The 13,478-nt window shown below is 50.2% G+C and carries 9 protein-coding genes and 1 tRNA gene; 1 reads left to right on the forward strand and 9 read right to left on the reverse strand.

Going from position 1 to position 13,478, the window contains the following annotated elements; translation table 11 throughout:
- Window positions 1-130: 130 nt before the first annotated feature.
- The 9 genes from QN379_RS02745 to trxA form a co-directional block, all read right to left on the reverse strand.
- Window positions 131-1,081 (reverse strand): hypothetical protein, encoded by a 951-nt coding sequence (locus QN379_RS02745; RefSeq protein ID WP_323505937.1) that lies wholly within the window; start codon window positions 1,079-1,081, stop codon window positions 131-133.
- Window positions 1,082-1,187: 106 nt separating this feature from the next.
- On the reverse strand, window positions 1,188-2,420 hold the full coding sequence (locus QN379_RS02750; protein WP_323505938.1) for a tyrosine-type recombinase/integrase: 1,233 nt from the start codon (window positions 2,418-2,420) through the stop codon (window positions 1,188-1,190).
- 163 nt (window positions 2,421-2,583) lie between these two features.
- Window positions 2,584-2,668, reverse strand: a tRNA-Leu gene (locus QN379_RS02755).
- A 118-nt stretch (window positions 2,669-2,786) separates the two neighbouring features.
- Window positions 2,787-4,184 carry an MATE family efflux transporter gene (locus tag QN379_RS02760; protein WP_416348518.1) on the reverse strand — a complete coding sequence of 466 codons (1,398 nt, stop codon included), beginning with the start codon at window positions 4,182-4,184 and terminating at the stop codon, window positions 2,787-2,789.
- Window positions 4,185-4,235: 51 nt separating this feature from the next.
- Window positions 4,236-6,005 (reverse strand): glycosyltransferase, encoded by a 1,770-nt coding sequence (locus tag QN379_RS02765; RefSeq protein WP_323505939.1) that lies wholly within the window; start codon window positions 6,003-6,005, stop codon window positions 4,236-4,238.
- A gap of 283 nt (window positions 6,006-6,288) precedes the next feature.
- Window positions 6,289-6,558, reverse strand: coding sequence for a type B 50S ribosomal protein L31 (locus QN379_RS02770; protein ID WP_205319311.1), 270 nt, complete (start codon window positions 6,556-6,558; stop codon window positions 6,289-6,291).
- Between the two features lie 244 nt (window positions 6,559-6,802).
- Window positions 6,803-8,101 carry an MFS transporter gene (locus QN379_RS02775; protein ID WP_323505940.1) on the reverse strand — a complete coding sequence of 433 codons (1,299 nt, stop codon included), beginning with the start codon at window positions 8,099-8,101 and terminating at the stop codon, window positions 6,803-6,805.
- A 448-nt stretch (window positions 8,102-8,549) separates the two neighbouring features.
- Window positions 8,550-9,812: a transcription termination factor Rho gene (gene rho, locus QN379_RS02780; protein ID WP_205319314.1), complete on the reverse strand. Its 1,263-nt coding sequence runs from the start codon at window positions 9,810-9,812 to the stop codon at window positions 8,550-8,552.
- Between the two features lie 171 nt (window positions 9,813-9,983).
- On the reverse strand, window positions 9,984-10,310 hold the full coding sequence (gene trxA / locus QN379_RS02785; protein ID WP_322232888.1) for a thioredoxin TrxA: 327 nt from the start codon (window positions 10,308-10,310) through the stop codon (window positions 9,984-9,986).
- A gap of 356 nt (window positions 10,311-10,666) precedes the next feature.
- On the opposite strand from trxA, the gene QN379_RS02790 reads away from it, so the two are divergent.
- The gene (locus QN379_RS02790; protein ID WP_323505941.1) at window positions 10,667-13,423 is read left to right on the forward strand and encodes a PD-(D/E)XK nuclease family protein; all 2,757 of its coding nucleotides are present in this window, start codon (window positions 10,667-10,669) and stop codon (window positions 13,421-13,423) included.
- Window positions 13,424-13,478 lie beyond the last annotated feature (55 nt).

Genomic DNA, 13,478 nt, shown 5'->3' on the forward strand with positions numbered 1-13,478 from the left:
TGCCTAACTTTGCATGTTGCCGCCGTGATTCAGCGGATTGATGCAAAGGTTAGGTTTTATGGGACCAGGTGGCTAGAACGTTAAGCGGCCAGACGGCACACCTTAGCCGCTTAACGTGTCTGTGTAGCGGCTAGACGGATTTTCTAAACCATTCAGCGATAGTGCGTTGTGCATTTTGTTCTGCAAGGTTGGCATTGATGGTTCGGCCATACTCAACCACCCGTGATTTAAGCTCATGCGCAGCTTTATTTGCTGAACTCCAATCCCCTTGCCTGTATAGGTCAACCGCCCATGTCCGAAGTTTCGCCATTGGTGCATTGCGCTTAATTCCACCATCCCTGCCAATCACTGAAAAATTAATTTTCGCAGCCTTGATGGCTTCCCGTTCAGCGTCCATTTTTTGCCGTTGCTCCTCACGAAGCTTTGTCAGATGGTCATAGGAAAGTTGGTTTTCAGCACAACAGACTATTTCCATCGCCTCAACGATAAGATTTCCTGCGTCAATTACGCTTTGGCCCTTCCAAGGAAATACGCCGGAATGAATTACTGTCCCATTTTCGTTTTTCTTTTCTGGAACAGATACTAAGCTCAATGCATCATCAAGTCTCATAAGTGCCAGAACTGCATAACACTCGGCTTCTGATGCTTCTGAGAAGCCCGCTATATCGTCGAAGTGAAAGCCTGAAGACATAATATCTCCCAAAGCGTACAAGTCGTATATATTTTCTTCATCAGGAACATCCGGTCTGTCTTTAGCCCAATATGGCCAATTTTCCAGTAATTTCCTAATTTCATCCATGCCAGGTTGTCGATCATTTTCATAATCTGGTAAGTAGCCAAGCTCCCACCCACCTTCGTTATGCAGACGCGTAATATGGCGCTCTATTTCTTCTGCTATTTTCTCGTTTTTAAATTCGGAAATGCAGTCTTGAATTGCTTGAGCTGCCGATTCCAACTCCTCAGGTGTGCGGTTTTTATACTTTAGAATTCTTTCTGCTCGCCACCTAATGTCTCGTAGACTATTAAATGGTTTGGATACTCCATTTTTATTTTGCTGATCAAGATAAGCAAAAAAACTCATTACTGCTCCCTTCCCCCTTTTCCAAACTCGGAAGCCATGCCAGCAAATATAAGGGGTAACTATCTGTTTTCCCGCCGTCGCGGTAGGCATGGCTAAACTGGTGAATCTATGCGGCCTTGAACGGGATTGCGTTATCGCTGTCTCTCAGGCCGCCTAAATAGTCAGACCATCGCTGCATCATCTTTCTACGTGCTGGCAGATGGGCTGTGCGATTGTAGGCGCGGCCATTCGGGTCTTTTACGGCGTGCGCAAGCTGGTGTTCGATCAGGTCAACCCGTTCACCCATGACTTCATCCATGATGGTGCGTGCCATTGCCCGGAAACCGTGGGCGGTCATCACTTCTTTGCTGTACCCCATGCTGCGCAGTGCTGCGGTGATCGTGTTTTCGCTCATGCACCTGGCACCGGTGCGGATACTTGGAAAAACGAATTTACTCCCGCCTGTCATTAAATGAACGCCGCGCAATATCTCCACGGCCTGCACGGATAACGGCACCAGATGATCTACCTTCATTTTCATTTTGCTGGCAGGAATACGCCATTCTGCTGCGTCCAGGTCGATCTCGATCCATTCGGCTGATCTCAGTTCACCAGGGCGCACGAATAGAAGCGGGGATAGTTTCAGGGCAGCGACGGCGTAAGGATGGCCGGTGTAAGTATGTATCGAGCGCATCAGTTCACCGGCTTGCTGCGGTTCAGTGATCGCCGCATAGTGAACCTGGGGTGCAACCGACAATGCACCTTTCAAGTCTACGGTTACGTCACGTTCCGTCAGGCCACTTGCCACGGCATGGCGCAATATTTGCCCACATAGCCGCCTGACGCTGTGCGCGGAATCGATTGCGCCTCGCGCTTCCATCTTTTGGATGGTGCTCAAAACATCGATCGGCTTGATTGTCGATACCGGCATTTCTCCGATGTAGGGGAAAACGTCCTTTTTTAACCAACTCGTTACTTTGTCCTGCGTCGTTTCCGCTCGGGTGGCCGCCGTTTTTCCCAGCCAAGCCCATGCCACTCGTTCAAATGTATTTGCCGCCGCTGCCGCTGTTGCTTGTTTGTCGTCACGTTTGAGCTGTGCCGGGTCGGTGCCAGCGGCTCGCTGCTCTCTGGCTGCCTCGCGCTTTTTGCGGGCGTTCGTCAGTGATACTGCTGGATATGCGCCGAATGTAAGGCGGGTATTTTTGCCATTGGGCTGCCGGTAAGCCATGCGCCATGTCTTTGAACCGGTCGGTGCAATTTCCAGATACATGCCGCCACCATCGGCCAGCGTATAGGGCTTGTCCCTGGGCTTTGCACTTTTTACCTGCAGGTCGGTGAGTGGGCTGGCGAGTTTTGGCATTTTGCATCCATCGGTTTTTGGGGTTTTCCCATGGATGTAAGGATGGATGCAAAAAAGGTGGGTGTCAATGGGCAACGATGGGCGCAACAGGCAACAAAAAACCCCTAAGTGTTTGATTTCTTAGGGGTTTATTGTCAAACTTAGCCAACGTTTGTAATGCTTCTGGTGCCGAGAGCCGGAATCGAACCGGCACGCCTTACAGCGCGGGATTTTGAGTCCCGTGCGTCTACCTATTCCGCCATCTCGGCAACGCGTGCAGCATTATGACTTATTTGGTGCGTCAGATCAATAGCTTTGAGCAATCAAATAGGTTTTTTATCGGATAAATGATTAACGCGATATTTTTCGCCATTTTGCTGCGTGAAATTAAAGCCGTTGCTGTTTGGCACGGCGCTGCACTGTGTGTAAATAAAACAGCAGGCTTACGGCGACCAAGGCAATGCTTGCGCTGTTTCCCATCCAGAATCCCGATGCGCCATGCAAGGCGGGAGGACTTATGCCGAACGGATTCAGGCCCAAAATGTAGCCGGATACCAAGCCAACTCCCCACAGCGAAAACGCGTAAATAATCGTCGGAATAATGGCGACTTTATAGGCGCGTAAAACAAAAGCGGTACTGCACTGTATCGCATCGAATAATTGATAGAAGCCAATGAATATAAATAGCGGCATGGCGGCTGCGATGATGGTTTCGTTGGGTGTGTAGGCGCGAATAATTGTCTCGCGTAGCAACCAGATGATGAGGCCCAGACTTGCCGAACAGAGCGCTGCCAGACGAATCCCGGAATAGCCTATCCGTTGCGCGTGATCGAGCTCCTTTGCGCCGATCGCTTGTGCTACCAGGATTCCTGTAGCAATTGCAATGGATAACGGCAGCATGTAAAGCACCGTGGCGAAGTTGGCAGTGATTTGATGTCCTGCGATCGCGGTCTCTCCCAGTCTTGCGATAAAAATCGCCATGAAGGTAAACGCTGTCACTTCAATGAAATAGCTCAAGCCGGTCGGGATGCCTAGTTTTAATAAGGCACGTTGTGCACGCCAGTGTGGTTTGACAAAACCGCTGTGGAACAGAGCAAATGGTGTGTAAAAACTATTGTGGCGCAGGATCATCCAGCCAATCAATAGCATCAGCCATGCAATGAGAGTCGTAGCAATGGCGCAGCCCGGGCCGCCGAGTGCAGGAATGCCAAAACCACCGAATATGAACAACGCGTTCAGAGGAAATTTTAGTAGGACCCCGATGAGTTTGATTGCCATCACCATCTTGGGTCTGGCAACGGCAGTGTTGAGCGCTGAATAGACATTAAAGCCGAGTGTTGCAGGTAGCGCTAACGCAAGAATTTGTAGATATAGCGTGGCTTTTTCACTGAGCAAAGGTGACGCATGGGCGATTGATAAAAAAGGCTGTGGAAATAGTAGTACGACGCAGCCGAGCAACGACAAGAAGAGGGCGAGCCATGTACCTTGTTTGACTTGATAGCCGATTTCCGCCATCCGTTGTCCACCATATAACTGACCGATAATGGGCGAAAGTGCTTGCAGAACGCCGCTTAGACCGACGAATACACTGACATAGATCGCGCCACCCAACGCCAGGGCGGCGAGATCAGTCGCGGAATATCGTGATGTCATGGCGGTGTCGATGACGCCGTTCAATACAATCGCCAATTGCCCGATGAGGATGGGCCACGCCAGCTTGGCGATGCGGACTGTGTTAGAGCGGCCGAGACGCGTTTTAGCTTGATGAAGGAATGAAAGTGTAATGTTCTGCTCGTTGGTTAATAGTATGTTCGGCTAATGGTAGGGGGCGGCTGCTTAGTTACCAACGCGTTGATATAAGCGGAAACGTTCATCACGATCCGATGGGCGTCGTCCGGTCCAAAGTAATTTCCAGCGACCGCCAAAGGCGCGTTTAATGGCGGCATCGTCGGATTTGGTTCTGTTGTTATCTTGATAAAGCAAATAGTCGCAGCGCTCCTGGCTTAAAGCGGAAAAAGGGACGCTACCAAAATAGGCAAACGAGGCGCGTTGCGCCGGACCCACATTGGTATCGACACATTGTTTGACCGTTGGTAAATGCGTGTTGATTTGCTCAGCGACACCGGCATAACTTTTGCCGTAGTTGATCCACGGTAGCCATAGTGTCATCAGTAATAACCAGCATAATACGACGCCGCCGGATGACAATACTACGGCGCGCCAGAGTACCGCCGGTCGTCTTGAAAGACGCCAGTTAACCAACAGAATCCAACAGATTGAGCCGAGAGCGGCAATGACGACGGCGGTCAGATTAAAGCCGGGTTTGAATCCTGGAGCCAGCTTGTAAGCATTTTTGGCAATTTGTGCGGGCCAACCGGTTTCTTTAGCAATCCATCCGATCCAGATGAACGCGGCGCAGGTGCTGAGTGTCATCACGGAGAACCAGTCAACCGCATTAATGGCACCACGCTTCATGGTCGGCAAGCCAAACGCTGCCAGAATTACGAGCGCTGGTAACAGTGGCAACAACACGCCTTCATCAGGCCGTGGCATCAGCAACATCATGACGCTCAGACTGATAAAGAATGCGAGGGGTAGCGCGATATGGAGCGCTTTGCGTTGTTGACGCCAGGCGTAGACAGCCCAGCCAGCGAACGGCCACGCGGGCCATGCGAACCAAATGCCATATTTGAAGTAATAGGCGAAAGCGTGTAACGACGGCCAGCCGAATTGCTGCAGATTTTGTTCTTGCCATAAGGCGTAATTATTACCTTCGGGGAGGTAATAATATCCAGCGACGAACCATGCGCCACCAATCGCGATAGCGACCGGTAAAGTGACGCATAGCAGGTGTATGGCGATAGATTTTTGACGTAACAGAGCAAGGCCGATTAAGCCTGCAAGGATAGCAACCGGGACACCCCAACCACGGGTCAACGTCAGTAGACCAAGTGCTATGCCGAGTAATGCTGCGCTATGGAGTGCTGAGGAATTCGGATTTTCGGTGTTGGATGGTTTTGTACTTGATCCGGTGGCAGGCGCATCGAACAAACGGACAGCGAGATAGATGGCATAGGCAACCAGCGACATCTGCAGGCTTTTTGCGGTCGTTTCGTGGCTGTGTAATAGCAGCCCCAAACATCCCAGATAAATGAGGAACGCGCCATCCGCGAGCGTGCGACCAAAGTCCCTTGGCTCGGGTTGGCCGCCAAATGCCAGTCGAAGCGGCTGCGCTTCACTGCGGCGTCCTAGCAAGTACGTGGCATGCCAAACAGATAGTGAGCCAATTAAAAAGAAAATAATCGTGGACAGCCGGGCTGCCAATGGATCGCCTAATAACCAGCCGAATAATTTGATGCAGATGGCACCAATCCAAAAGGTTAACGGGCTTTCTCCTGGCATAGGTAAACCCGCGATTTGTGGTGCCAGCCACGTATTGAAGCTGCCGTGCGCCATGGTCCACATGATCCCAAAGCTCGATGCATCCTCATTTTTCCACGGGTCGCGACCAAACAAGCCGGGCAATATATAGAGTAGACCAAGCGCCCATAATCCCCAGCGTGGCAATGCGCTGGTGGCAGAAGCGGGAAGGCGGACTGGCTTCATCACGATATGGCTTTATGAGAATAGTAAGTTGGGGGAGTATTGTGCCGCAAAAACGGCATAGGGCACAGCGTATCGGGTATAAAGTCTTTGGCAATTATAGCGATTCGCTGGTTGCGTGAGACATCACTTACTATCGCTTACGTTTTGCCAGTATCAGTTGACTTCAACTAGCCTTGCCAGACATCACTTGCAAGTGGCAATGCATTGGATGAGGAATGCGTTGCTGAAATTAAAAAAGGCAGCCATAGCTGCCTTTTTGAAACATCGACTACGCTGATAGGAATTAACCTGCAGCGACGGATGTTTTCGAACCAACAGTACCGAATTTCTTACGGAATTTGTCGACACGCCCAGCTGTATCAACGATTTTATGTTGACCAGTGTAGAACGGGTGCGATTCCGAAGAAACTTCAATCTTCACTAGAGGATAGTCTTTACCTTCGAAGTTTGCTGTTTCGCGTGTTTGAATAGTCGAACGTGTGACGAATTTAAAATCGCAAGACATGTCTTGGAATAAAACTTCACGATAATTTGGGTGAATGCCGTCTTTCATAATTGCCTCTAAAAATTCGGTAGCCAATCGTCACTTCGTCGGTCGCCATGCTTCTTGACCCGATTGTCGATCACTTGCCAAGGTGGAAAACACGCGATTATACAGTAAAACGACATGTATTCTGTGGATTCAGTCATGAGGAGCGAATTCACAGGCTGACCGGCAACAAATTGCGGTCAGCCCCGAGTGCTACCTTCTTTTTATCTTGCAAGATTAACGAAGCGCCTTGTTAGCGCCTGTCGACTCAGGCTGATGCTTTTACTGCCGATGTGCGTTGGTTGCCACTTTTTCGATACAGTACCAGTGTTGCGATCAGACCACAGATGGCGGCAAAGCTCATCCACAGACCCGGCGCAGCTTTGTTACCGGTCATTTGAATCAAGCCAGTCGCAATCGCTGGTGTAAAACCACCAAAAATGGCAGTTGCAAGGCTATACGCCAGAGAAAAACCAACAGTACGGACATCCACCGGCATGACTTCGGTCAGTGCTACGACCATCGCACCATTGTAACTTGCATATAAAAATGACAACCATAACTCAACAATCAGCATCCGCTCAAAACTCGGTGCTGCGACCAGCCAGGATAAGGTTGGATAGGCGGTGAGGATGGTAAGGACCGTAAATACCAGCAGTAAAGGACGGCGACCTATGCGATCAGATAATGCGCCCATTATCGGGAGCCAGATAAAGTTGGAGATACCGACGCAAAAGGTGACAACCAACGCGTCTGTGGTGCTGAGTTTCAACACCGATTTACCGAATGTCGGTGTGTAGACGGTGATGAGGTAGAACGAGACGGTTGTCATCGATACCAGCATCATGCCAGCCACCACAAGACCCCAGTTATCGACCATCGAGCGCAAAATCTCGCGCATGTTCGGTTTCGTCTTACGGGCCAAAAATTCTTCTGTTTCCTGCAGCGAGCGGCGTATGACAAACAATACAGGCACGATCATGCAACCGATAAAGAATGGGATGCGCCAGCCCCAGTCAGCGATTTGAGTGGGCTGAAGCCAGACCTGAAGGCCATAACCGAGGGCTGCAGCGAAAATGATCGCGACTTGTTGGCTTGCCGATTGCCAACTAACATAAAATCCCTTGCGACCGGGAGTTGCCATTTCGGACAGGTAGACAGAAACGCCGCCAAGTTCAACACCAGCAGAAAAGCCCTGGAGAAGGCGACCGACTAACACCAGAAATGGAGCCAGATAGCCGATGGTGGCGTAGCCAGGAACAAAGGCGATCAGCATGGTGCCGATTGCCATGAGTGCGAGGGTAACGATCAACCCTTTGCGTCGGCCAATGCGGTCAACGTATGCACCCAGAATGATTGCTCCTAAAGGACGCATCAAAAATCCTGCGCCAAAGGTCATAAAAGTCAGCATCAGTGATGCAAATTCATCACTCGCAGGAAAAAAGGTCTTTGCGATGTACGTTGCGTAGAACCCAAAGAGGAAAAAATCGAACATTTCCATGAAGTTACCGCTGGTAACGCGCAGGACGGTAGCGACTTTTGATGGGCTGGACTTGGTGATTGTCATGTTTTTTCCGCCAGAAAATTAAAGTTGAAGATTAGTATTGTTGTTTTACTTAGCCGTTGGGAATACCGAGGCCAAGAGGTGAGTTTTCGATCTTCAAATGAGGATATTGTTTAACGAGTAATGCGAGGATGGCATTCTTGAACTTCTTAAGGTCTCTTGCTGTTGGTTATTTGTTAATTAAAACTGCGTGTTTGCACGTTCCATAATTCTGTTCTCATCGGTCGATTATGTCTACAGGCAATAGAAAAAATTGCTTGGGTTTAAGAGTTTTTTAGCCGCTCTTCATGGCCTCAGGCCGATTTGGTAAAATGTTGGTTAGCAGATTGCAGTTACAAAAAAGGGTCCGGCAAGCTTTCGCATGTCAGACCCTTTACACATTTTGCTTCAATTGTTTCGATTTGAGCTTATTGTCATCAGTTATGACGAAGGCCCAAATTGATCCAATTGATTAGTTACCGCGTCGCATCATGTCGAAGAATTCCAGATTGGTCTTCGTTGATTTGATTTTGTCGAGGATGAATTCCATCGCTTCGATTTCATCCATGCTATACAGCAACTTGCGCAATACCCAGATTTTTTGCAGCTGATCTGGCTTGATTAGCAATTCTTCACGGCGGGTGCCGGATTTGTTCAGATTAATCGACGGATAAACGCGTTTTTCTGCAAGGCGACGCTCAAGGTGGACCTCCATGTTACCGGTACCTTTGAACTCTTCGTAAATCACGTCATCCATGCGGCTACCGGTTTCGATAAGCGCCGTTGCGATGATGGTCAGCGAGCCGCCTTCTTCGATGTTACGGGCCGCGCCAAAGAAACGTTTTGGACGTTGTAGTGCATTTGCATCAACACCACCGGTCAATACCTTGCCGGAAGCAGGGATCACGGTATTGTAAGCACGGGCCAGACGGGTGATCGAATCCAGCAGAATCACTACGTCTTTTTTCATCTCAACGAGGCGCTTGGCTTTTTCAAGCACCATTTCAGCAACCTGAACGTGGCGAGTTGCGGGTTCATCGAAAGTCGACGCGACGACTTCACCGCGCACTGAGCGCTGCATTTCGGTCACTTCTTCAGGACGCTCGTCGATCAGCAAGACGATCATCACAGTGTCGGGATGGTTGGTCGTAATCGCATGCGCAATGTGTTGCAGCATGACCGATTTACCGGATTTTGGCGATGCCACCAACAAACCGCGTTGGCCTTTACCGATAGGCGCGATCATATCGATGATGCGACCCGTAATGTTTTCTTCACCGCGCATATCGCGCTCTAGCGGAAGTGGCTTGTTCGGATGCAGTGGCGTCAGGTTTTCAAACAGAATGCGGTGTTTGGACGCTTCTGGTGATTCGCCGTTGACCTTGTCAACTTTGACCAGTGCGAAATAGCGTTCGCCATCTTTCGGTGTGCGGACCTCGCCTTCAATCGAATCGCCGGTGTGTAAATTGAAACGGCGGATTTGTGAGGGCGAGATATAAATGTCGTCAGTGGACGCCATGTAACTGGCGTCGGGCGAGCGCAGAAAGCCAAAGCCATCAGGCAGGACTTCAAGCGCGCCATCGCCAAAAATTTGTTCTCCTGATTTCGCGCGTTTTTTCAAAATGGCGAACATCAGTTCTTGTTTGCGCAAGCGCGCGGCGTTATCAATGTCTAGGCCAATTGCCATTTCTAGCAGTGCTGAGACGTGTAGCGCCTTTAATTCGGATAAATGCATAGTATATGAGTATCCCGGGGTGGGAATTGTCTGGTGGGGGAGGGGACTTCGTGGTGTGAGTAGTATCTTGCTTGTACTGTGTCTCTACATTACTCGTACTTAAATTGTACTGTATCTCTGAAAATATAAGCGGCGGCGCGGGCGCACCACCGCAATGTCGACTAGTTTACATCAAATATTGCTATCGATGAAAGATGTTAACTGCCCTTTTGCTAAAGCGCCTACCTTTTGAGCAGCGGCAACACCATTTTTGAACAGAATCAACGTTGGAATACCGCGAATACCAAATTTGGCAGGTACTGCCTGATTGGCATCAACGTCCATCTTGGCGATCAGGATTTTGCCGTCGTATTCTTTGGCGACTTCTTCCAGAATGGGTGCAATCATTTTGCATGGACCACACCATTCGGCCCAAAAATCGACCAATACGGGTTTGTCTGATTTAAGCACATCTAGTTCAAAGGATGCATCGGTAATATGTTTAATGTTTTCGCTCATGAGTTCCTCTGGAAGAGGGAAAAAAAATGATTGTGTACCAAGTCAACTTATCTGTTCACCTGGGCGGCTTACCTGCGTTGGATCCCGCGTTGGGTCCCTATTCTAATGAATAAGTGGGGGCGCCGTGCGGGACTTCAAGTTTTGCGGGTGTGATTAGATGGTGTTGCGGCGGGGTGTTCGTTAAATCATAACCGATTTTAATAAAAAGGGGAGACTACGATCTTCTTTTTTTGCTTATTTTTTACTTATATTCACCGATTGCTCGCATAAAATGCAAAACAATTGTTGCTAAAACGAGCAGCACCGCAGATTTCTTGCGTGGCTGGCTTCATCCACACCTTATTTTTTGTGAGTCCATGTTGCCACCGTCTTTATTAAAATCCCGCTTGACGTTGCACTCTATTCCGCCTTCCAACGCGTTTTGGCCGGAAGTGGCGCGTGCTTTATCGGCAGCCTCGCTTGAAAGCGGAGGCGAAAATAATCGTGATCTGTCTGCCTGGCGAGTGGTCGTTCCGGCATTTGCGCACGCGCATCTGTTAAGAGCGGCACTGGCGAGCGCACTACCGGGTGCATTTGTACCGCCGCGGATGAATACCTTATCAGCCCTGCTTGATACCTTACCGCCAGCGTTGAATGCTCCTATCGCCAGCGCAGGTAGTGAACGGTTGATGCGGTTGTATTCGGAGTTACGACAGCATGCCTGGCTGAAAAAAATATTTACCGCGAGGCGAAATACCGATTTGCTACCGTTGGCGCAAACGCTGTTATCCCTATCAGATGAGTTGACGCAGGCCTTGCTGCCGTCGATGCAGGATGCGAGCGACGTTGCGCAGCGCTGGCAGACTGCGCTTGAAGAATTGACGCCGAGTTCTCGCGAGCTACTGTCCGACGAGACCGAACTGGTCTGGTCAATCTGGAAAAGTCAGCTCGATGGCGACGATGCGCTTGCAGTGCGTTTTGGTCAAATGCTGCGATTTGCAGCGCAGGCCAACTCACCGTTAGCATGGATTAGTTCGGTCGAGCCGGAGCCGATGGAACGCGCATTTTTGCAGGCTTACGCACAATATCAGCCCGTTTTGCAGATTTCACTTGACTGGCGCGTTGACACTATCGCCTCGGCATATACCACTGCATGGCCGGAGTTGATTGATGTCGCGGCGACGCCCGAGAGCCAGCTTCCGACACCTCCGGACGACTTATTTGCGTCGGCAGAATTTAATGTTGCATTGCCGCCGGGTATCGCCCTATGCGCAGCGCAAAGTATCGAAGACGAGGCCGTGCAGGGTGCGCAGACGGTACTTGACTGGTTGCACGCAGGTAAAACGCAACTGGCGATCGTGGCGCAAGATCGTGTCGTTGCACGGCGGATACGTGCTTTGCTGGAACGGGCACAGGTTCACGTTGCTGATGAGACTGGCTGGAAGTTGTCGACCACGCGCGCGGCATCGGCTATCGCTGCCTGGTTTGATGTTGTCACCCAACGCGGTGAAACAACCGCGCTGCTGGATTTTTTGAAGTCGCCATTTGCATTGGCTGATATGCCTGATAAATCGGCGCAGGTAATGGCGGTCGAAATCGCACTGCGAAGGGCGAATGTACTGGGTGAATGGAATAGTGTCATTTATGCGCTGACTGATCTTCCTGACGCGCAAAAAATGGTTGCCACGCTGGCGCAGCAAGCGAACTTATATGCTGGCCGCAAAACGCTGCGCGGGTGGATCAATACGGGAACGGTGTTCGAGGTGCTCGGCATGACAAGTGCACTGAACGCTGATCCTGCCGGTCAACAGGTTTTGCAGATGCTGCAAAATATTGCTGGCATGGAGGATGATGAAGGAGGTGATGCCTTATTCTCATTTTCAGAATGGCGGGCATTGGTCAACCTGCAAATGGATGAGACCAGCTTCATCAGTCCCGCCATCGATCGACGCGTGGTGATGCTTCCACTGAACGGTGCGCGTTTGCGACACTTTGATGCGGTGTTGATGGTTGGTGCTGATAGCAGTCATCTTCCTTCGCAACCCCAGGAGACGCTGTTTTTTGCGAATACTGTCCGACGCGAGTTAAATCTGGCGACACGTGAAAGTCGTCAGCGCCAGCAAATGCGCGATGTAGCAGAGTTGCTGGCGATGAATCCGTTGGTGGTGTTGTCCTGGCAAGCGCATCAGGATGGCGAGCCAAATCCCGTAAGCCCGTGGATTGAGCGGCTGGAACTGACGCTGGCGCGGTCGGGTGCAGCGTCGTTACCGCGTCATCGGGCGCCGATTGTCGAGCGCAGTTTGCTCGAGATCCCGGCAGCGATGCCGGCACCAGTTGCTAGCGCGTTGCGTCCCACGCGTTTATCTTCTAGTGGCTACAACAGTTTCGTATCTTGCCCGTATCAATTTTTTGCGCAACGGATGTTGCGATTGACTTCCCTTGATGAACTTTCCGATATGCCGGAAAAGCGGGATTACGGCGGTTGGTTACATCAGATTTTGGAAACCTATCACGAAACAATTCGCGATGAGGCGATTGTCAACAACCATGATCAGCGGGTTGCAGTATTGGTCGATATATCGCAGCAATTATTCGACAAGGTGATTGCCAAAAATGCGGCGGCGCTCGGCTATTATGCACGTTGGCAGAAAGTGATTTCTGCCTACGTAATGTGGGCTAACGAGCGCGAAGCGAATGGGTGGAATTTTGTTTTTGGCGAACAGGCTTATGAAAAAATATTGCCATTGCGAACGGGCGAAATAACGTTACACGGACGCGTGGATCGGATTGATCAAAACGATGCTGGCGAACGCGCCGTGCTGGATTATAAATCGAATAGTATTGCCGTATTAAACAAGAAATTAAAAGACCATGAAGATCATCAATTGGCATTCTATGGTTTGTTATCAGACGTGTCGGTGGACGCCGCACATTACGTGGCACTTGAAATCACCAAGGACAAAATCGGTGATGTAGTGGCACAAGATTATGCACAGGCGCAAAAAATGTTGGAAGAGCATATTAAGGACACAATGCAGGCGATTTCCGATGGCGCACCAATGGTCGCCAATGGTGCCGAGTCGGTATGTCAGTATTGCGATGTACGTGGTTTGTGCCGCAAAGGAGCATGGTAATGGATGACCTCACTCCAACATCAATACACAATGATGGCCAAGCTGGCCAAGTCGA

The organism is Glaciimonas sp. Gout2, assembly GCF_035018905.1.
Classification (GTDB): Bacteria; Pseudomonadota; Gammaproteobacteria; order Burkholderiales; family Burkholderiaceae_D; genus Glaciimonas.